The sequence below is a fragment of the Nonomuraea sp. NPDC049309 genome (assembly GCF_043196965.1).
Classification (GTDB): Bacteria; Actinomycetota; Actinomycetes; order Streptosporangiales; family Streptosporangiaceae; genus Nonomuraea; species Nonomuraea fastidiosa.
In genome coordinates, this window is record NZ_JBICSH010000004.1 from 177332 (window position 1) to 198415 (window position 21084).

A 21084-nucleotide genomic window follows, 5' to 3' on the forward strand; every position below is an offset into this window, starting at 1 on the left:
CGTGGCGGGCGCCAACGACGCCGCCCGCCGCAGCCGCCACCGTCCCTCGGCCGCGCCCGCCACCCGGGCCTCCCAAGCCCCGTCCCGGGCCCCCACCGGCGGCCTCCGGTCGCCCGGGACGGCTTCTCTCCTCGGCACAGGCGCGGACGAACGCGGTCGCGGACCGGGCCGCACGAGCCCGTATCCGCGCGGTCGCCGCGTGGTGACGGAGAGCACCGGGTGGCGGGCATCAGAAAGCACGACGGCGACTCCGAGCGGACCCGGAGTCGCCGTCGTGCGTTTCGCTATGTGGTTATCTCACACGACCAGCGCCCTATCAGCGCTCGTCGTTGGGGGCGGTTGCAGGGGTTTCGCTGAGCCGGGCCGACTCGTCCACGATGTCGGCGCCCTTTTCGCGCAGCGCTGCGATGTGCTGACGCCCATGGTGAGCGCAGAACAGCAGCTCCCCACCCACAGGCAGGGTCGCGCGAATGTAGGCCTGGGCGCCGCAGCGGTCGCAGCGGTCGAGGGCCGTCAGCGGCTTAACGGGGGCGAGAGCTCCAGTCACGTATCGCCTTTCGTGTCACCCTCGCCGGAGCGAGGATCTGGCGTCAGTCACTTGGAACAACATCTAACCGGACGTGGACGTTCCCAACCGCCCCCTCGCTACGCCCAGAGCGGAATGTGCCCGAAAGTAATGTCGATCAGCCCGTTGGTAACGGCAAACGAGCGGCCATGGCAAGCTTGTACGCGCGCGTGCGGCGAGAACGGTAGGCTACGCACACGTGTTCGATGACTAGGCCAGGGGAGCGGAAGTGACGCTAGTGGAGGCGGGTTACACGGCTCGTCACCTGTCGGTGCTCGAAGGTCTCGAGGCCGTCCGCAAGCGCCCGGGCATGTACATCGGGTCCACCGACAGCCGCGGGCTCATGCACTGCCTCTGGGAGATCGTGGACAACGGCGTCGACGAGGCGCTGGCCGGCTACTGCGACCGCATCGAGGTCGAGCTCTACGCCGACGGCTCGGTGGAGGTCCGCGACAACGGCCGGGGCATCCCCGTCGACATCGAGCCCAAGACCGGCCTGGCCGGCGTCGAGCTCGTCTACACCAAGCTCCACGCGGGCGGCAAGTTCGGCGGCGGCTCCTACGCCGCGTCCGGCGGCCTCCACGGCGTGGGCGCCTCCGTGGTCAACGCCCTGTCGGCGCGCCTCGACGTCGAGGTCGACCGCGACGGGCGGGTCCACGAGATCAGCTTCAGGCGCGGTGTCCCCGGCATCTTCGACGGCGACGGGCCCAAGGCCAAGTTCAAGAAGAAGTCCGGCCTGCGCGTCGGCGACACGATCCCCAAGAACGTCACCGGCACCCGCGTCCGCTTCTGGGCCGACAGGCAGATCTTCCTCCCCGACGCCGAGATCTCCCTCGACGAGATCCACGTACGCCTGCGCCAGACCGCCTTCCTCGTCCCCGGCCTGACCCTGGCCGTCTACGACAGCCGGCACGAAGAGCGCACCGAGGAGGAGTTCCGCTTCGACGGCGGCATCTCCGAGTTCGTCGAGTTCCTGGCCCGCGACGAGCCGCTCTGCGAGGTGCTGCGCCTGCAGGGCGTCGGCCACTTCCACGAGACCGTGCCCGTGCTCGACGAGCAGGGCCACATGACGCCCACCGAGGTCCAGCGCGAGCTGAGCGTCGACGTGGCGCTGCGCTGGGGCAAGGGCTACGAGTCCACCGTGCGCTCGTTCGTCAACGTCATCGCCACCCCCAAGGGCGGCACCCACCTGACGGGCTTCGAGCGCGGCCTCGTCCGTACGATCAACGAGGTGCTGCGCGAGACCCGCCTGCTCAAGAACGGCGACGACCCCGTCACCAAGGACGACATCTCCGAGGGCCTGACCGGCGTGGTCACGGTCCGGGTGCCCGAGCCGCAGTTCGAAGGGCAGACCAAGGAGGTGCTCGGCACCTCCGCCGCCACCCGCATCGTCTCCCACGTCGTCTCGCGCGAGCTGAAAGAGCTGTTCACCAACCCGCCGCGCGGCTACAAGCAGCCGCTCAGGTCGGTGCTCGAGAAGATCGTCGCCGCCGCCAAGGCCCGGATCGCCGCCCGCGAGCACCGCGACAACCAGCGGCGCAAGAGCGCGCTGGAGAACTCCGCGCTGCCCGCCAAGCTGGTCGACTGCCGCAGTGACGACGTCGACCGCAGCGAGCTGTTCATCGTCGAGGGCGACTCCGCGCTCGGCACCGCCAAGCTGGCCCGCGACTCCGAGTTCCAGGCGCTGCTGCCGATCCGCGGCAAGATCCTCAACGTCCAGAAGGCGTCCGTGAGCGACATGCTCAAGAACGCCGAGTGCGCGGCCATCATCCAGGTCGTCGGGGCCGGCTCCGGCCGGACGTTCGACATCGACTCCGCCCGCTACGGCAAGGTCATCCTCATGGCCGACGCCGATGTCGACGGCGCCCACATCCGCTGCCTCCTGCTCACCCTCTTCCACCGCTACATGCGGCCCATGGTCGAGGCCGGGCGCGTCTTCGCCGCCGTGCCGCCGCTGCACCGCATCGAGCTGATCAACCCCGGGCGCGGCAAGGAGAAGTACATCTACACCTACTCCGACGCCGAGCTGCAGAAGGTACTGCGAGACCTGGAGCGGCGCGGCAAGCGCTGGAAGGACCCGGTGCAGCGCTACAAGGGTCTGGGCGAGATGGACGCCGACCAGCTCGCCGAGACCACGATGGACCCGCGCCACCGCATCCTGCGCCGCGTCCGCATCGAAGACGCCGAGGCGGCCGAGCACATCTTCAACCTGCTGATGGGCAGCGAGGTCGCACCGCGCCGCGAGTTCATCGTCAACAGCGCGGCCGAGGTCGACCGCGACCACATCGACGCCTGACACCGGCGCGATCGACGTATCCGGCCCATCGGACCGGCCGGCTCGCCCGCGTCGGCCGGGTCGCCCGAGTCGGCTAGACCGTCTGGGGCGGCTGGATCGTCGTCTGGGTTGGCTGGGTTGCCGGGGTTGGTCGGGTTGTCCTAGTCGGTCGGATCGCTTGGGTCTGTCGGGCTGCCGGGTTGGTCACATCGTCTGGGGCGGCCAGGTCGTCTGGGTTGGCTGGGTTGCCGGGGTTGGTCGGGCTGTCCTAGTCGGTCGGATCGTCTGGGTCGGCCAGGTTGCCCGGGTCGGCTGGGCCGTCCGGTGCGATCCGGTCGGCCGGTCCGCTTAGCCACTCCGGCGCGCCAGGGCGAGCCGGGCGGCGCGACCCGGCGTGGTCCGAGGTCGCCCAGCGGGCGGGGGTGCGAGTGGCGCCACCGGTCAGCACGCCGAGCAGCTGTGGGTGCGCTCCTTCGCGCCACCCACGCCTCCCGCCTCCCGCGCCACCCACGCCTTCCGCCTCCCGCGCCTCCCGCGCGTCGTGCGCCCCGCGTCGCGTCTTCCGCGTCGTGATCTTCACGGCGCGTCTTCCGCGTTGCGCCCTCCGCGTTGTGTCTTCCGCGTCGCGCTCACCGCGTTGCGTCTTCCGTGTTGCGCCTTTCGCGTCGTGTCTTCTGTGTTGTGCTTCTTGCGCTGTGCCTTCGCGCTGCCCCCTTCGTGTCGTGCGGACGCGCGCTGCCCCTTTCGTGTCGTGCCCAGCGCGTTGCGCCCTTCGTGTGGTGCTCTTCGCGTCGGGTGTCTCGTGGTGCCCCGTCGCGGCCGGCACCTCGTCGCGCCTGCCCCGCTGCGGTGGCAGCCGGCTGGTGCCTGTCGCGGTGGGCGATCGGGCAGATTGCGGGCGGGCGCTCGCTCCGAGCGGCCTACAGCCGGGGCGGGAGGTTCTGCCGGTCCCGGCCGGAGGTGAGCGCGTCGCCGGGCCGGGTCGCGACGCTCGGCGAACCGGTTGAGCTGACCATCGGCCCGCAGGCCCGTAAGCAAGGGGGTGGGAGGGGCTCAAGAGGTCTGTGGGGCGTTTTGGGGCCCGTATGAGAGAACTTGGCCGACCCCGGCTTGTGCGGCGCGCTCGGGCCGCCTCAGGGGCGTGCCGGAGCCCTTCAGGGCGGCTGTCAGTCGGGGTACGGCGTCAGCAGGCCGGTGTGCACGTCGTAGATGGCGCCGGCCACCGGCATGTCGGCGGGCAGGAACGGCGTGCTGGCGATCCTGGTGAGGTCGTGGCGGAGGGCGGCGGCCTGGTCAGGGACGGTGTGGAACTCCAGGCTGCGGGTGTCCACCCCGTGGGCCTGCGTGAGCTCGTGGACGTCGGCGTCCGTCACCTTCGTCATGCCGCAGTCGGTGTGCGGCATCACGAGCACCCGCTCCACGCCGAGCAGGTAAACGGCCAGCACCAGAGTGCGCAGGACGTCGTCGGTGACGCGGGCGCCCGCGTTGCGCAGGATCTTGGCGTCACCGGGCTTGAGACCCAGCAGCCCGAGCGGGTCGATACGGGAGTCCATGCACGTGACCACGGCCAGCCCGCGGGCCGCACGGCCAGTCAGGTTGGAGGCGCCAAAGGTTTTGGCGAACGCGGCGTTGGCGGCGTATAGGTCGTCGAACGCACTCATGCCGCAAATAATCTCGCACTACTGAAAAGTCATGTCCGCGGGGGTGCGACTGGCCGTACTTGGCAAACGTCCCACGAAAGAGCCTCACTTTGAGTGATGATGTCGTAGCCGTACGTACGTCACCGAAGAAGGTTTGTCGTGAGTAGGTCAGAATCGCTCGCCGCGTACCTCCGTGCTCAAGCCCGGCGTCGCCTCGACCGCGTGGAGTCCAGGGACGAGGGGCGGAACGCCAGGTGCGCGCTCGCGCTCCTCGACGCCGCCGCCTACGCGGCCACCCTGCCTGACGACGACCCGCTGATAGTGATGCTCGACCAGGCCGGTTGCTTCGGCCCGCTGGGGTGCGAGGAGTTCGATCCTGGCGAGGCCGGCACCAAGGTGATCCGGCACTGGGAGGGCGGGGAGCCGCACGACCTGCTGCTCGCCCTGCCCGCCGCCATCGCCGCCGCGGCCTCCTAACAGGGCTGCTGCGCTTTCGGCACTTCCACGTCTGGTTCCGCGTCGTCGTCATACGCCGAGCCCCCGCGTTGCCGTCCTTCACCGGGCACAGCGTCGCGGGGGGCTCGGCGGTATGGGGTTTCGCCTCGCGAGGTTCGGTGGTACGGGCGGTTCCATGTCTTGCGGGGGCTCGGCGGTCACGCCCACGTGCCGGGGTGGAGGCCACACCCACATGCCGGGATGGAGCGGTTGCGGTCGCGTGCCGGGGTGGGGCGGCGTGCCCGCGTGGCGGCGTGGGGTCGTTGTGCTCGCGTGGTGGCGTGGGGCGGGCGTGCCGGTGTGAAGCGGCCGCGTGCCGGAATGAGCGGAGTCAGGCGGGCTCGTTGCCCGGCTTCCACTTGATGCCGCAGCCGATCGACGGGTTCTGCTCCTGCGGCACCGGCTTGCCCTCGAGCACGGCGTCGATGGCGGCCCGCAGCGACGCGCCGGTCACCGGCTCCTTGTTGCCCGGCCGCGCGCTGTCGAACTCGCCCCGGTAGACGAGCCGCAGGTCGGCGTCGTACAGGAAGAAGTCGGGGGTGCAGGCGGCGCGGTAGGCCTTGGCCACCTCCTGGGTCTCATCCAGCAGGTACGGGAACGTGAACCCCGCACGCTGCGCCTGCTCGGCGAGGTGTGCGGGATCGTCGTCCGGGTAATTCACGCTGTCGTTGCTGCAGATGGCGACCATCGACAACCGCGCGCCGTAGTCCTTGGCCAGCGCGCCGATGCCGTCTTCGATGCGCCGCACGTACGGGCAGTGGTTCGACAGAAAGGCGATGAGCGTGGCGGGCGCGCCTTCGAGGTCCTTCAGTGAGACGCTGCCTCCGTCGATGGCGGTCAGGTCGAAGGCGGGCGCGGGAGTGCCGAGCGGAACCATGAACGAGTTAGCAGCCATGGCATCCATTGTCATCATGGAGAGGCGGGACAGTGATGGGTGGTATCGCCGCGTTCAGGACCACCGTGGTCGATTGCCCGGACCCTAGGGGGCTGGCGGAGTTCTACTCCCGGCTGCTGGGCTGGCCGATCACCGCGGCGGACGACGAATGGGTGGTCGTCACCGACGGCGGGTCGCCGTTCCGGCTGGCGTTCCAGCTCGCCCCCGATCATGAGCCGCCGGACTGGCCGGGAGGTTCGCGCCCGCAGCAGATGCACATCGACGTGACCGTGACCGACCTGGACGAGGCCGAACGTCAGGTGCTCGCGCTGGGGGCGCGCAAGCACGAGCACCAGCCGAGCGAGGACGGCTCCTTCCGCGTGTTCCTCGACCCGGCGGGCCACCCGTTCTGCCTCTGCGCCGACTCGGCGGCCGACTGACCTGCGCGAAGCGGGCCGGGGCATCGGGACTGTGCCTGCCTGGACGAGGGGCCGGCCTCCGCACATCGCGAGAGGCCGGCCTCACGTCTCCGCGCCCGCGAGCCTCTGAGCCCCGCCTGCTCGGCTACTCCTCGCCGGATGCGGCCGTCTGCTCGGTGCCGGAGCCGCCGGGCAGAGCCTCGGGGCCGGAGGCCAGCGCGCCGCCGATGGCGCCGATGGTGTGGGTCAGGCGCACGCCGGAGCCGTCGCGGCGGCCCAGCTCGCCGGGCAGCGGCACCGGCTTGCCCACCGCCGAGACCGCCTTGGCCGGGGCCGGGCCCGCCCAGGCCAGCAGCAGGACGTCCTCGCCCTTGAGGAACCGCTGGGCGCGGACACCGCCCGTGGCGCGGCCCTTGGGCGGGAACTCGGCGTAGTCGGAGACCTTGCCGCCGCCCACCTGGGTGCCGGGCAGCGCCGTGGAGGAGCCGGCGATGGTGACCACGTGGGCGGGACGCTCGGGATCGACGGAGCCGAACCAGATCACCCGTGCGCCCTCGTCGAGCCGGATGCCGGCCATGCCGCCCGCGGGCCGGCCCTGGGGGCGTACGAGGGAGGCGGGGTAGCGCAGCAGCTGCGCGTTGGAGGTGATGAACACCAGGTCGTGTGACTCCGACACCAGCTCGACCGCGCCCACGACGCGGTCGCCCTCCTTCAGCGTGATCACTTCGAAGTCGTCGCGGTTGGCCGGATAGTCGGGCACCACGCGCTTGACCACGCCCTGGGCGGTGCCGAGCGCCAGGCCGGGACTCTCGGGATCGAGCGAGCCCAGCCCGACCACCTTCTCGTCGGGTTCGAGCGAGACGTACTCGGAGACCGGATGCCCGCCCGACAGCGACGGCGGATCGTCCGACGACGGCAAGGCGGGCAGATCGACCACCTGAATGCGGATCAACCGGCCGTGCGAGGTGATGACGCCGACCTCGCCGCGTACGGACGTGCGCACGGCGCTGACCAGCACGTCGTGGGCCGACCGCCGGCCGTCGCCGGGCAGCGGCGAGGCGTCGGCGGTGCGGGCCAGCAGGCCGGTCGAGGACAGCAGCGCCAGGCACGGGTCGTCGGCCACCTGCAGCTCGGTCACCGGGGTGCGGGTCACGCCCGGCGACTCCAGCAGCTCGGTGCGGCGCGGCGTGCCGTACTTCTTCGCGACGTCGGCCAGCTCGCTGGAGACCACCTGGCGCAGCTTGGTCTCGGAGGAGAGGATCTCGTTGAGCTTGGCGATCTCGTCGGTCAGCGTCTCCTTCTCCCGCTCCAGCTCCAGCTTGTCGTAGCGGGTCAGGCGGCGCAGCGGCGTGTCGAGGATGTAGGACGCCTGGATCTCGGTGAGGTCGAAGACCTCCATCAGGCGGGTGCGCGCCTGGGCGGAGTCGTCGCTGGAGCGGATGACCTGGATGACCTCGTCAATGTTGAGCAGCGCGATGATGAGGCCGTCGACCAGGTGGAGGCGTTCCTCGCGCTTGCGCCTGCGGAACTCCGAGCGGCGGCGCACGACGTCGAGCCGGTGGTCGACGTAGACCTGCAGCAGCTCGCGCAGCCCGAGCGTGCGGGGCTCGTCGTCGACCAGCGCGACGTTGTTGATGCCGAACGTCTCCTCCATCGGCGTGAGGCGGTAGAGCTCTTCGAGCACCGCCTCGGGGATGAAGCCGTTCTTGATCTCGATGACCAGCCGCAGGCCCTTGTGGCGGTCGGTGAGGTCCTTCAGGTCGGCGATGCCCTGCAGCTTCTTGCTGGTCACCAGCTCCTTGATCTTGGCGACCACGCGCTCGGGGCCGACGTTGTACGGCAGCTCGGTGACGACGATGCCCTTGCGGCGCGGCGTGATCTGCTCGATGGAGCACTTGGCGCGCATGCGGAACGTGCCGCGCCCGGTCTCGTACGCGTCGCGCACGCCCTGCAGGCCGATGATCTGGCCGCCGGTCGGCAGGTCGGGACCCGGCACGAACTTCATCAGCTCGTCGAGCGTCGCGTCGGGCTTCTTGATGAGGTGGCGGGCGGCGGCGACGATCTCGCCGAGGTTGTGCGGCGCCATGTTGGTGGCCATGCCGACCGCGATGCCGCTGGTGCCGTTGACCAGCAGGTTGGGGAAGGCCGACGGCAGCACGACCGGCTCGGTCTCCTGGCCGTCGTAGTTGGGCTTGAAGTCGACCGTCTCCTCGTCGATCGACTCGACCATCAGCATCGCCGCGGGGGCCAGCCGCGCCTCGGTGTAACGCATGGCGGCGGGCAGGTCGTCGGGCGAGCCGAAGTTGCCGTGGCCGTCGATGAGCGGCAGGCGCATCGAGAACGGCTGGGCCAGGCGGACCAGGGCGTCGTAGATCGCGCTGTCGCCGTGGGGGTGCAGCTTGCCCATGACGTCGCCGACGACGCGCGAGGACTTCACGTGGCCGCGGTCGGGCCGCAGGCCCATCTCGTTCATCGAGTAGAGGATGCGCCGCTGGACCGGCTTGAGGCCGTCGCGAGCGTCGGGCAGCGCCCGCTGGTAGATCACCGAGTAGGCGTACTCGAGATAGCTCCTGCGCATTTCAGAGGAGACGTCGATGTCGACGATCCGCTCCTCGAAGTCCTCGGGCGGGGGTGCTGTCGTGCGTCGGGCCATCGTATGCTGCGCGGCTGCCTCGGCCGTCGCGCCGAGGGAAAGCGCATCCTCCTTCTGTTCTTGTGCTCCAACCGTAGCCGTCAGCCCGCTGGAGAAGCGTCAGACCGGCGTGCGAGGCGGCGATGCGACCCGCCTTCCGGCGCCGCGCGCGGGCGGCGGGCCGGCGCGGCCACGCGGCCGGAAGGGGTGGGGACGTCTTCGCCTATGGCAGATGATCGCACGAGCCAGGTCGTCCGTGCCGTATCCATGGTGTCGCTCACGCTCGGGCTGCCCGGGGAGAAGATGGCGTCGACCATCATGCCGAGGCTCCGATCCTACTCGATCCGTACGAGTTATCGCAGACTTGTTCGAGCGGCGCTCTCCCTGACCGAGCAGTCGCTCGGCCTGACATCCGGTCCGCCGGACGCCGCCGCATGCACCGCGTCACGGGCGACCCCTTCCCCGAGCGCGCCGCGTCCGGGTGACGGGATCGGCGAATTCCGTCGCCCGGAGCTGGTAACAAGGGAGGCATGATTGATGCCCCCGACGCCGCGATGCTGCGGGAAGAGGCCGAAGAGCGGCTGCAGGCCCTGGCCGGCGAGCACGCCAGGCTCCGCGACGACCAGTGGGCCGCCATCAAGGCCCTGGTGCTCGACCGCCGCAGGGTGCTCGTCGTGCAGCGCACCGGCTGGGGCAAGTCGGCCGTCTACTTCGTGGCCACCGCGCTGCTGCGCGAGCTGGGCGAGGGCCCCACCGTGATCGTCTCGCCGCTGCTCGCGCTCATGCGCAACCAGATCGCCGCCGCCGAGCGCGCCGGCATCAAGGCCGTGACGATCAACTCCGCCAACCCCGAGGCGTGGGAGGAGATCTACGGCCAGGTCGCCGACGGCATGGTCGACGTGCTGCTGGTCAGCCCCGAGCGGCTCAACAACCCCGACTTCCGCGACAACGTCCTGCCCGAGCTGGCCGAGAGCGCCGGGCTCGTCGTCGTGGACGAGGCCCACTGCATCTCCGACTGGGGCCACGACTTCCGCCCCGACTACCGCCGGCTGTCCACGCTGTTCGCGCAGCTCCCGCCCGGCATCCCGGTGCTCGCCACCACCGCCACGGCCAACGCCCGCGTCACCCGCGACGTCGCCGAGCAGCTGCGCCTGCCCCCCGAGCTGCGCGGCGAGGACGACGACACGCTCGTCCTGCGCGGCCCGCTGGAGCGCGACAGCCTCCACCTGAGCGTCGTCCGGCTGCCCACCGCCGAGCAGCGGCTGGCCTGGCTCGCTCAGACGCTGCGCGAGCTGCCCGGCTCCGGCATCGTCTACACCCTCACCGTCGCCGCCGCCCACGAGATCGCCGGCTACCTGCGCGACCAGGGCTTCGAGGTGGCCGCCTACTCCGGCCAGACCGAGCCGTCCGAGCGGCTGGCCGCCGAGGAGGCGCTGCTCGGCAACAAGATCAAGGCGCTGGTCGCCACGAGCGCGCTCGGCATGGGCTTCGACAAGCCCGACCTCGGCTTCGTCGTCCACGTCGGCGCGCCGCAGTCGCCGGTCGCCTACTACCAGCAGGTCGGCAGGGCCGGGCGCGGGGTCGAGCGGGCCGAGGTCATCCTGCTGCCCGGCGCCGAAGACCGCGAGATCTGGGCGTACTTCGCCTCGCTGGCCTTCCCGCCCGAGCCCGTCGTCCGCGCCACGCTGAAGACGCTCGAGGAGCGCGGCGTCATGTCCACCCAGGCCCTGGAGTCCGCGGTCGATCTCAGCCGGGGCAGGCTGGAGATGATGCTCAAGGTGCTCGACGTCGAAGGCGCCGTACGCCGCGTCAAGGGCGGCTGGGAGGCCACCGGCGCGCCGTGGGAGTACGACACCGAGCGCTACACCCGCATCGCCGCCGAGCGCCGCGCCGAGCAGGAGGCCATGCTGGCCTACCTCACCACCACCGAGTGCCGCGAGCAGTTCCTGCGCCGCCACCTCGACGACGACACCGCCACGCCCTGCGGCCGCTGCGACAACTGCACCGGCAGGCACCGCTCCACCGAGATCGCCGCGCAGGCCGTCGAGACCGCGCGCGAGCGCCTCACCAGGCCGGGCGTCGAGATCGAGGCCCGCAGGCAGTGGCCCACCGGCATGCCCGACCTGTCCGGGCGCATCAAGCCCGAGCTGGGCGCCGAGCCCGGCAGGGCGCTCGGGCGGCTCACCGACATCGGCTGGGGCAACCGGCTGCGCGAGCTGCTCGCCGGCGACGACGCCCCCGTGCCCGACGACGTGTTCGCCGCCGTGGTCAAGGTGCTGTCGGCGTGGGAGTGGAAGGAGCGGCCCGTCGCGGTGGTCAACGTGCCGTCGGCGAGCCGGCCGAAGCTCGTACGCGGGCTGGCCGAGCGCCTCGCGCAGGTGGGGCGGCTGGCCTATCTGGGAGAGCTGGGCTACCGCGCGGGCTCGCCAGGGCGGCAGTACAACAGCGCGCAGCGGGTGCAGGCGATCAGGGCCACCCTCGCCATGCCGAAGGATCTCAGCGCCGCGATCGGGCGGTGCGGCGGGCCCGTGCTGCTGGTGGACGACCGCGTCGACACCGGCTGGACCATGACGCTGGCCGCGGCTCAGGTGCGCCACGCGGGCGCGCCCGCGGTGCTGCCGCTCGCGCTCGCCGTGACCAGCTGAGCGCAGGGGCCTTTCAGAACGGCGGGCGGGCGCCCAGGTGCAGGATCGCCTTGGACGCCAGCCTGCAGCCCGAGGCCAGCGCCTCGGCCGGGGGCTTGCCCTCCAGCCACGGCGGCAGGAACCCGGCACAGAACGCGTCACCGGCCCCCGTGCCGTCGACGACCTTCTCGACCGGCTCGGCGGCCACCCGCACGGGGTCGGGGCGGCCGTTGCTGAACCACAGCGCGCCGTCGACGCCCATCTTGATCACGACCTGCGGGAACCACGCCGTGAGCACCTTGGCCGCCGCCTCGGCCTCGTCGCGGCCGGTCAGCACCTTGGCCTGGTCGACGTTGGCGAACAGCAGCTTCGCGCCGTTGGTCCACTCGAGGAACGGCTCGGCGCCCGTACGCTCCAAAGGAGCCGCCGAGGCGCAGTCGACCGAGATCGACATCCCGGCGTGGCGCGCCATGTCGAGCGCCGCGAGCCCGGCCTCGCGCGAACCCTCGTTGATCAGCGTGTAGCCCGACAGATGCAGGTGGGAGCCCTGGGTGAACAGGTCGCGCGGCAGGTCCTCGGGCGACAGGGCGGCGTTGGCGCCGGGGTCGGACAGCATCGTGCGCTCGCCCTTGTGGGTGACCAGCACCACGCACGTGCCGGTGGGACGCTCGGGGTCCATGACGAGCCGGGCGTCGACGCCGTAGCCCATGAGTTCCATGTCGCGGTTACGACCCGTGATGTCGGCGCCTCTGCGGCCGATGAAGGCCACCTCCGCGCCCTCGACGGCCAGCCAGGACGAGATGTTCGCCCCCGAGCCTCCGCCGTGCATCGTCACGATCGCCGGGGTGTCGCTCGCCCGGGCGAGCGCATAACGGGCGCGCGCGACCGCGTCGGTCATGAGATCGCCCACCACGACGACCCGCGTCATGATGTCACCACCTTGCTGCCTACAGATCGAGCCTGGCCACGGCAAAACGCCACCGCAAAACTAACAGCTTCCGGGCTGCTCGTGGGGCGTACCCCATGACCGGGCAGGAGTCGATGCACAAGCGTTGCCCAATGGGGCCCCAGCGTCTTGACATGTGGGATCCGGGTTTACGCTCGTGTCTGTGGAGGCACAATATCCGGCCCACTGGGAGGCCGATGTCGTCCTTGCCGACGGAGGCACCGCGCACGTGCGGCCCATCAAGCCCGCCGACGCCGACCGCCTCCGTTCCTTCTACTCCCGCCTGTCCGACGAGTCGATCTACTTCCGCTTCTTCGGCCCGCGCCCCCGGCTCTCCGACCGCGAGGTCGAGCGCTTCACCAACGTCGACTACGTCAACAGGGTCGCGCTGATCGCCACCATCGGCACCGAGATGGTGGCCGTCATCCGCTACGACCGCACGGGACCCGCCGAGGCCGAGGTGGCCTTCCTCGTCGAGGACGCCCACCAGGGCAGGGGAGTGGCGTCCGTGCTGCTCGAACACCTGGCGGCCACCGCGCGCGAGCGCGGCATCGAGCGTTTCATCGCCGACGTGCTGCCCGCCAACACGCGCATGATGGGGCTGCTGCGCCAGGCCGGCTACACGGCGCAGAGCCAGTTCGAGGACGGCGTCGTACGCATGACGCTCGACCTCACCCCCACCGAGACCTCCGCCGAGGTCACCGCCGCCCGTGAGCACCGCGCCGAGTCGCGCTCGATCGCCCGGCTGCTCACCCCCGGCTCCGTCGCGGTCATCGGCGCCTCGCGCGAGCCCGGCGGCGTCGGCCAGACCGTGCTGCGCAACCTGCTGGCCGCCGACTTCTCCGGCCCCGTCTACCCCGTCCACCGAGAGGTGCGCGCGGTGGCGGGCGTGCGCGCGTACCCGAGCGTGACCGCCATCGACGACAAGGTCGATCTCGCCGTGGTCGCCGTGCCCGCCGAGGGCGTCATCGACATCGTCAAGGAATGCGCGGAAAAGGGCGTGCACGGCCTGGTCGTGGTCTCGTCCGGGTTCGGCGAGACCGGGCCCGAGGGCAGGGCCAGGCAGGACGAGCTGGCCCGCATCGCCCGCTCCTACGGCCTGCGCGTCGTCGGCCCCAACTGCCTCGGCATCGCCAACACCGACCCCGCCGTCAAGCTCAACGCCACGCTCGCCGCCACCGTCCCAGGCCGGGGCAACGTCGGCTTCTTCAGCCAGTCGGGCGCGCTCGGCACCGCGCTGCTCCAGCGGGTCGCCCAGCGCGGCATGGGCATCTCGACGTTCGTCTCGGCGGGCAACCGCGCCGACGTCTCGGGCAACGACCTGCTGCAGTACTGGGAGGAGGACGACTCCACCGAGGTCATCCTGCTCTACCTGGAGTCGCTCGGTAACCCGCGCAAGTTCACCCGGCTGGCCAGGCGCATCTCCCGGCGCAAGCCCGTCGTGGTGGTCAAGAGCGGCGGCACGCCGTCCGGCCACTCGGCCGCCGAGCTGGGCCTGCCCGACTCGGCGATCAGCTCGCTGTTCGAGCAGGCGGGGCTGATCAGGGTGGACGACCTCATCCAGCTCTTCGACGTGGGGCAGCTGCTGGCGTACCAGCCGCTGCCCGCCGGCCCGCGGGTCGCGCTCGTCACCAACTCCGACGCGCTCGGCCTGCTCGCCGCCGACGCCTGCCAGGCCGCCGGCCTCGAACCCCGCAAGCCCGTCAACCTCGGGCCCGCCGCGGGGCCCGGCGAGTACGGCGCCGCGCTCGCCGGCGAGCTGGCCTCGGACGAGGTGGACGCCGCCGTCGTCATCTACATGCCGCCGATCCCGGGCAGGACCGATGAGGTGGCCGCCGAGCTGCTGCGCGTCTCCCGAGACTCCGGCAAGCCGGTGCTCGCCACGTTCGAGGGGCATCTCGGCATGCACCCGGCGCTGCGCGTCCCCGGCGACGAAGGGCCCGCGCGCGGGTCCATCCCGTCGTACGCCGCCCCCGAGGAGGCCGTACGCGCACTCGCCCACGTCGTCCGCTACGCTCGCCGCCGCGCCCAGCCGGTGGCCCCGCCGCCCGAGCTGACCGGCATCGACACCGAGCGGGCGCGGACGCTGGTCCGCGAGACGCTGGCGGGCACCGCGCCCGAGACCCCGCCCGGCGGGTTCGCCCAGCCGGGGCCGCCCGTCGAGATCGACGCGGCCGAGCTGCTGTCCTGCTACGGGCTCGAGGTCTGGCCCGCCGAGGTCGTCCGCTCGCCCGATGAGGCGGTGGCCGCGGCCGAACGGCTCGGCTGGCCGGTCGTCGTCAAGGCGGCCGACCCCGCGGCCTCGCGGCGGGCCGGCACCGTACGCCTCGGGCTGACCGGCCCCGACATGGTCCGCCACGCCTACGCCGAGCTGGTGCGCGAGCACGCGGAGCTGGCCGTGCAGCGGATGGCGCCGCAGCCCGCGGTGCCGACCGTGGTCGGGGTGATCGAGGATCCGGCGTTCGGGCCGGTGGTGTCGTTCGGGCTGGGCGAGGTGACCGCGCGGCTCCTCGCCGACCAGAGCTTCCGCCTCGCGCCGCTCACCCGCGAGGACGCCTCCGACCTGATCCGGTCCGTACGCGCCGCGCCGCTGCTGTTCGGCCAGTACGGCTACCCGCCCGTCGCGGTGGACGCCCTGGAGGACCTGCTCGTACGCGTCGGGCGGCTCTCCCACGACCTGCCCGAGGTGGCCAGGCTCGACCTCGACCAGGTGCTCGTGGGGGAGTCGGCGGTGGTGATCCTCAGCGCCCGCGCGACCTTGCGCACCCCGGCGGGCCCGCGGCTCGACGGCGGGCCGCGCCGGCTGTCGTGATCTCACGTCAGCCCTGAGCGAAGGGGAGGGGCCGAGTGCCCGCTGATGACCCGGCAAAAGACGTTAGAGAGCGTTACATCCGGCGGGTGAGTGCACTGCCGGTCCCTGGCAGGATGGAGCCATGAGGGAAACCCGAGTCTCAGCCGCGGGCCTGCGCGACGCGATCGAGCGCAGCGGCTACTACCCCGACCTCGTCACCGATGCGGTCGAATCCGCGCTGGGCAAGGAGGCCGTGACCGCGTTCGTGGTCCACCACGAGGCGACCTTCGATCCCGCGATGGAGGTGCGCCGCCACGTCACCGTGCTGGTGCTGACCGCGACCCGGCTGCTCGTCTGCCACACCGACGAGCACCCCGCGGTGGAGGGGGTCTCGGCGTCCCACGCCTCCACCACCACCGAGGCGGTGCGGCTGAGCCGCGTCCAGTCGGTCGCCGTCACCCGTGTCGTGCCCGACCCCGCCTCCTACGTGCCCGGCGTCCCTCCTACGGAGGTGACGCTCACCATCGGCTGGGGCGCCATCTCCCACGTCGATCTCGAGCCCGCCACCTGCGGCGACGAAAACTGCGAGGCCGACCACGGCTACACCGGCGCCATCACCGCCGACGACCTGTCGCTGCGGGTCAGCGAGGCCGCCGACGGTCCCGAGGCGGTCTCCCACGTCCTCGCCTTCGCCAAGGCCCTCTCCGAAGCCACCGCCCGCGCCACCGCCTGACTCCGCCCGCGCGCATCCTCCCCACCCGCCTGAGCGCCTCCGGCCGCGCGCCTGAGTGTCTCCGGCCGCGCGCCCATCACCCGCGCCCGCTCCGCCGCGTGTCGTACCACCACCCCCGCGCGGTGCCACCCCCGCGTGGTGCCGCCTGCGGTGTTGCCTGCGCGTGGTGCCGCCCGCGCGCTGTCGCGCGCCCGGACTCGTGTGGGGTGCCCGCGCCGGTGCTTGTTCGTGCACGCGTTCACGAGCGGAGCCATGGCCGGCGCTGGTGCTCGTGCGGGAGATGCGGGGTGGTGCCCGCGCCGCGTGTCCGGGGGTGTTGCCCGCGCCGCGCCCGTGCTCGCGTCGCGCCACCCCGTGTGCCGTGCCGTCCGTGCGCGGTCGCGTGTACGCCCGTCATGCCGTTAAGGCGCCGTGCTGCCCGCGCCCCCCGCTGAGCGACGCCAGCCCGGTGAGCTACGCCAGCCCGGTGAGCGCCCCTGGCTCGCTGAGGGTGCCGGTCCGGTGCGTGGGCCGGTCTCGTGGAGTGTCGTCCCGATGAGCGCGGGGCTGGCTGGTCGTGCGGCGGAGCCTGCGCTGCTGAGGGGTGCCGCGGAGCGCCGGGTGGGTGATCGGGGCGGGGCTAGACTGAGGGGCATGCTGGTGCCCGGATACGGCGGCGCGTCGCTGGCCGACCTGCCGGGCTCCCTGCTGGCCGCGCTCGGGCTGCCGGAGCCCAACCCGCTCGGCCTCGATGCCGCCGACCGGGTGTGCCTGTTCCTGGTCGACGGTCTCGGGGCGGAGCTGCTCGACGCGCACCCCGAGCGGGCTCCGTTCCTGGCGGCGCACCGTACGTCCAGGACGCTCAGCGCCGGGTTCCCCGCCACCACCGCCACCAGCCTGTGCACCCTGGGCACCGGCCTGACGCCCGGCGAGCACGGCATGGTGGGCATGCTGCTGGCCGTGCCCGGCACCGGAGCCATGCTCAACTGCCTGCGCTGGACCTTCCCGGGCGACGAGCCGATCGACCCCGAGGCGTGGCAGCCGGCCGCCACCGTCTACCAGCGCGCCGCCGCCGCGGGCATCGAGCCGGTCTACGTCGCCCCCGCCGAGCTGGAGGGCACCGGCCTGAGCCGGGCCACCTTCCGCGGCGTGCGCCACGTGGCGGCGGACTCGGTCGAGGACCGGGTGGCGCGGGTCCACGAGGTGCTGCGTGAGCGCCGGCGTTCCCACGTCACCGTCTACTACGGCGACCTCGACGCCGCCGGCCACATGCACGGCTGGGGCAGCGACGAGTGGCTGCGGCAGCTGGAGATCGTGGACGCCATGGCGAGCCGCCTGGCCGAGGGCCTGCCGCCCGGCTCCGCCCTCTACGTCACCGCCGACCACGGCATGGTCAACGCCACCGAGAAGATCGACGCGGAGAGCGTCCCCGAGCTGGCGGAGGGGGTGGCGATGCTGGGCGGCGAGGCCAGGGCACGCCACGTCTACACCCTTCCCGGGGCCGCTGGTCAGGTGCTCGACGCCTGGCGGGAGACGCTGGGCGACAAGGCATGGGTGGTGTCGCGTGAGGAGGCGGTCGAGTCGGGCTGGTTCGGCCCCCGCGTACGCGCATCGTGGCTCGCCCGCATCGGCGACGTCGTGGCCGTCCCCCGCACCGACCTGGCCATCACCGCTCCCGGCAGGCACCCGGTCGAGGCGCGGTTCGTCGGTTACCACGGCTCGCTGACGGTCGCAGAACAGCACGTCCCGCTCTTGGAGGTACGCCCGTGACAAGCCCGCTCATCACACCCGCCGCGCTCGCGGAGCTCGCCGGCCGTGGCGAGGTCACCGTGCTCGATGTGCGCTGGCGGCTCGGCGGGCCGCCCGGCATCGAGTCCTACCGCGAGGGTCACATCCCGGGCGCCGTCTACTGCGACCTCGACACCGACCTGGCCGGCCCGCCCGGCACCGGCGGGCGGCATCCGCTGCCCGGTGCGGAGGCGTTCCAGAGCGCGATGCGGCGGCTCGGCGTCTTCGACGGCCGTCCGGTGGTCGTGTACGACGACGCGGCCGCCACGGTCGCCGCCCGCGCCTGGTGGACGCTGCGCTACTTCGGCCATCAGAACGTCCGCGTGCTCGACGGCGGCCTGCCCGCCTGGATCGCGGCCGGTCACCCGGTCACCAAGGAGGTGCCCGCGCCGGTCGAGGGCGACTTCACCGCACGGCCCGGCGGCATGCCGATGCTGTCGGCCGACGAGGCGGGCGAGCTGGCCGGGCGCGGCGTGCTGCTGGACGCCCGCGCCGCCGAGCGCTACCGCGGCGAGGTGGAGCCCGTCGATCCCGTGGCCGGGCACGTCCCCGGTGCGGTCAGCGCCCCGACCACCGACAACGTCGGCCCCGACGGGCGCTTCCTGACGCCCGATGAGCTGCGGTCGAGGTTCGCCGGGCTGGGCGTCGGCGAGGGGACGCGGGCGGGCGCGTACTGCGGCTCCGGCGTGACGGCCGCGCACGAGGTGCTGGCGATGGAGATCGCGGGCCTGCCGGCGGCGCTGTACGTCGGCTCCTGGTCCGACTGGGTCAGCGATCCGAACCGCCCCGTCGCCACCGGCACCGGCTGAGCGGCGCCTGGCTCCGCTCGGGGCGTCTGGCCTCGGAGGGCTGGGCTCAGTAGAGCGGGAAGTCGCCGGCGCCGAAGCAGACGAAGCCGGCCTCGCCGGTCTTGGCCGCCGCGCACGCCAGCGCCGCGTCGGGCGCCTGCCCGGCCGCGAGGAGCTCGTGGAAGGCGCTCATCACCGCCCGTGCCTCCTCGTCGCCAATCGGCACCATGCCGGCGATCACGCACGACGAGCCTTTCGCCAGGAACGTCCCGGGCAGGCCGAGCGGCGCGCCCTCCATGGGCGTCCGCGACATCCCGGAGTTGCACGCCGACAGCACCACCAGTCCCGGCGTCCGGGGCAGTTCAAGCAGGTCGTACGCCATGAGCGCGCCGTCCTCCAGCGTGATGCCCGATCCCAGCGGGGTGCGGGCGTGGAACGTCCCGTGCGCCGCCAGGTGGACGACGTCGGCCGTGGACAGCGCCTCCCGCACCGGCCCCACCCGCCCCTCGGTGAGCCGGCCGCCGGGGTGGCAGCCCACGACGTGGGCCACCTCGGCGCGGGCGTGCTCCAGCTCCGGCCCCGCCGCGGCCACCACCACGGGCGGACTCCCGGCCGGGCGGGCGGCCGCGTCGGCCTGCGCGTGGGCGCCGCCGCGACGGGCGGCCGCGTGCGCGTGGGCGCCGGCGCGGGTCCGCAGCCAGGCGGCGGTGCCGGCGGCCACGCTCACCGGGCGTTCGCGCAGGGCGGGCAGCGCGCCCCAGGGAAGCTTGTGCAGGGCCGCGACCGGCACGATGACGAGCGGCCGATCACCGAGGTCGGCCAGGAGAGGCCGCAGGGCGAGCTCTTCGAGCGCGACGGCGGCCGCCTCGGTGTCGTGGCGCCGGGTCGGGCGGCGCAGGGCGTACCGCAGGCGCAGGATCGCCTCGCCGACCTCCTGCAGGTCGCCGATCCGCCGCAGCAGCAGGTGCCGCTCGGTGATCACGACGGCGAGCAGCGTGCCGCGGTCGGCCACGTACTCGACCAGAGCGCCCTGCCCCAGCTCCGCCCGCACCCGGTCGGGGTCGGGGAGCGCGCTCGCGCAGGCGGGGGAGGCGACGGCCCGCCAGCGTTCCGCCCACTCGAACACGGTGCCCGCGCTGCCCTCCCGTACGGCCAGCTCCAGCCCGAACGCCGCCAGCCGCTCACCCGACCTGGCCGCGTGCGCGCGCAGCGACGGGTCGTCGAACCCCTCCACGCGCCCGCTCACCTCGGCCAGCCCGTCGCGTACGGCGGCGAAGGCCCCGGCGGGGTCGTCCAGGAGCGCCGACTTGAGCGCGAGCGCGTGCCGGCGCACCGTTCCCGGGATCAACGCGGCCCGCACCGTCTCGCAGCCCGGCGCCCGTCCGGCCGCCTCGGTGAGGTGGGTGAGCTGGTCGAGGGCCGTGCGCCGGTCGTTCAGGGCGAGCGCCGTCTCGGCCGCGACCAGCCGCAGCGCCGCCGCGACGGCGACGTGCGCGTCGCACTCCTCCAGCTCTCCGGCGCACTCGACCAGCTCCCTGAGCAGCTCGCGGGTGGCCGGCCCGAGCGCCAGCCGGGAGCGCAGCACCACCTCCCTGGCCAGCGGCAGCCACGTCGTGCGCTGCTGCGCCGCGAACTCGGCGGCGGCCTGCTCGGCCACCTGCAGGGCCCGGTGCGGGTCTCCGGTGAGCAGCTCCACCTGGGCGAGCTTCAGCCGCGCCTCGGCCAGCGCCACCAGCGCCCCCGACGCCTCCAGGTCGGGTACGGCGAGGTCCAGCATCGCCCTGGCCTCGCCCGGCTGGTTCACCGCCAGGAGGGCGTCGGCGAAGTCGGCCCGCATCGTGGCCAGCCGTTCAGGGAAGCCGAAGAGGGCGTCCTCGGCCTCGTGGTAGTGCGTGAAGGCGGCGGCGAGGTCGCCGCGGCGTACGGAGAGAAAGGGCAGGTTGGCGGCGGACAGCCGGGCGAGGTGCCGCAGCCCGGCCTCCTTGGCGATGCGCAGGCATTCGGTGAGGTCGCGCAGCGCCGCGTCCCAGTCGCCCCGGTACGAGTGGATGAGCCCCCGGTTGAGCAGCCCGCCGGCGAGGAACCTGCGGTCGTCCATCGTGCCCGGCGCGTCCGCGAGCGCCCGTATCGCGCGGTCGCAGGACGCGATGGCCTCCTGGTGACGGCCCAGCCGGGCGAGCGCGACCGCGCGCTGCGTGTCGAGCTTGGCGCGGTCGATCGGCGACAGGTACGCCCGGGCCAGGGCGGCCACGCGCAGCGCCTGGAGCGGCCGGCCGCGCTCGGTGCGTACGGTCACCAGCGACAGCCGCGCCTGCGCGACCCGCTCGGGCGGAGCGTCCGGCAGGGCGATGGCCTCCAGCAGGTGGCGTTCGGCGCTCTCCAGGTCGCCCAGCTCGCGCGCGGCCAGCGCCATCGACCGCAGCGCCACGGCCTCGGCCTCGGGACACCCCTCGCGCTGGGCGGCCTCCCTGATGGCGCCGGCGGCCCGCAGCGCGTGGTCCGGCTCGTCCAGGGAACGCGTCATCGCGTCCTCCG

At 72.8% G+C, this 21084-nt stretch carries 14 protein-coding genes; 8 read left to right on the forward strand and 6 right to left on the reverse strand.

Translation table 11 applies throughout. The features are described 5' to 3' along the window. Positions 1–316: 316 nt before the first annotated feature. On the reverse strand, positions 317–547 hold the full coding sequence (locus ACGFIM_RS25935; RefSeq protein ID WP_393204562.1) for a hypothetical protein: 231 nt from the start codon (positions 545–547) through the stop codon (positions 317–319). A 247-nt stretch (positions 548–794) separates the two neighbouring features. On the opposite strand from ACGFIM_RS25935, the gene ACGFIM_RS25940 reads away from it, so the two are divergent. Further along, the gene (locus tag ACGFIM_RS25940; protein ID WP_393204565.1) at positions 795–2861 is read left to right on the forward strand and encodes a type IIA DNA topoisomerase subunit B; all 2067 of its coding nucleotides are present in this window, start codon (positions 795–797) and stop codon (positions 2859–2861) included. Positions 2862–4006: 1145 nt separating this feature from the next. Here ACGFIM_RS25940 and ACGFIM_RS25945 read toward each other — a convergent pair. Continuing rightward, positions 4007–4501: a beta-class carbonic anhydrase gene (locus ACGFIM_RS25945; protein WP_393204568.1), complete on the reverse strand. Its 495-nt coding sequence runs from the start codon at positions 4499–4501 to the stop codon at positions 4007–4009. A 138-nt stretch (positions 4502–4639) separates the two neighbouring features. Between ACGFIM_RS25945 and ACGFIM_RS25950 the strand changes: the two genes are divergently transcribed. Beyond that, positions 4640–4957: a hypothetical protein gene (locus ACGFIM_RS25950; RefSeq protein ID WP_393204571.1), complete on the forward strand. Its 318-nt coding sequence runs from the start codon at positions 4640–4642 to the stop codon at positions 4955–4957. Between the two features lie 349 nt (positions 4958–5306). On the opposite strand, the gene ACGFIM_RS25955 is transcribed toward ACGFIM_RS25950, so the two are convergent. Beyond that, the gene (locus ACGFIM_RS25955; protein WP_393204573.1) at positions 5307–5870 is read right to left on the reverse strand and encodes a thioredoxin family protein; all 564 of its coding nucleotides are present in this window, start codon (positions 5868–5870) and stop codon (positions 5307–5309) included. Between the two features lie 35 nt (positions 5871–5905). On the opposite strand from ACGFIM_RS25955, the gene ACGFIM_RS25960 reads away from it, so the two are divergent. Next, entirely contained in the window at positions 5906–6289 is a 384-nt protein-coding gene (locus ACGFIM_RS25960; RefSeq protein WP_393205881.1) for a VOC family protein, read from the forward strand. Between the two features lie 124 nt (positions 6290–6413). On the opposite strand, the gene ACGFIM_RS25965 is transcribed toward ACGFIM_RS25960, so the two are convergent. Continuing rightward, on the reverse strand, positions 6414–8921 hold the full coding sequence (locus tag ACGFIM_RS25965; protein WP_393204576.1) for a DNA topoisomerase (ATP-hydrolyzing) subunit A: 2508 nt from the start codon (positions 8919–8921) through the stop codon (positions 6414–6416). Between the two features lie 509 nt (positions 8922–9430). On the opposite strand from ACGFIM_RS25965, the gene ACGFIM_RS25970 reads away from it, so the two are divergent. After that, the gene (locus tag ACGFIM_RS25970) at positions 9431–11545 is read left to right on the forward strand and encodes a RecQ family ATP-dependent DNA helicase (protein WP_393204579.1); all 2115 of its coding nucleotides are present in this window, start codon (positions 9431–9433) and stop codon (positions 11543–11545) included. A 13-nt stretch (positions 11546–11558) separates the two neighbouring features. On the opposite strand, the gene ACGFIM_RS25975 is transcribed toward ACGFIM_RS25970, so the two are convergent. After that, positions 11559–12452 (reverse strand): carbohydrate kinase family protein, encoded by an 894-nt coding sequence (locus ACGFIM_RS25975; RefSeq protein ID WP_393204582.1) that lies wholly within the window; start codon positions 12450–12452, stop codon positions 11559–11561. A 181-nt stretch (positions 12453–12633) separates the two neighbouring features. Between ACGFIM_RS25975 and ACGFIM_RS25980 the strand changes: the two genes are divergently transcribed. From ACGFIM_RS25980 to ACGFIM_RS25995, 4 genes are all read left to right on the forward strand, one after another. Continuing rightward, positions 12634–15282, forward strand: coding sequence for a GNAT family N-acetyltransferase (locus ACGFIM_RS25980; protein WP_393204585.1), 2649 nt, complete (start codon positions 12634–12636; stop codon positions 15280–15282). Between the two features lie 121 nt (positions 15283–15403). Continuing rightward, a complete protein-coding gene (locus ACGFIM_RS25985; RefSeq protein ID WP_364066920.1) occupies positions 15404–15994 on the forward strand; it encodes a DUF5998 family protein in 591 nt (196 codons plus the stop codon). 633 nt (positions 15995–16627) lie between these two features. Further along, entirely contained in the window at positions 16628–17743 is a 1116-nt protein-coding gene (locus ACGFIM_RS25990; RefSeq protein ID WP_393204588.1) for an alkaline phosphatase family protein, read from the forward strand. Continuing rightward, complete coding sequence (locus ACGFIM_RS25995) at positions 17740–18570, forward strand: sulfurtransferase (RefSeq protein ID WP_393204591.1); 831 nt, start codon at positions 17740–17742, stop codon at positions 18568–18570. The genes ACGFIM_RS25990 and ACGFIM_RS25995 overlap by 4 nt, the downstream gene beginning before the upstream one ends. Positions 18571–18616: 46 nt before the next feature. Here the strand turns inward: ACGFIM_RS25995 and ACGFIM_RS26000 are convergent, their stop codons facing one another. Then, positions 18617–21073 carry a CHAT domain-containing protein gene (locus ACGFIM_RS26000; RefSeq protein WP_393204593.1) on the reverse strand — a complete coding sequence of 819 codons (2457 nt, stop codon included), beginning with the start codon at positions 21071–21073 and terminating at the stop codon, positions 18617–18619. Between the last annotated feature and the right edge of the window lie 11 nt (positions 21074–21084).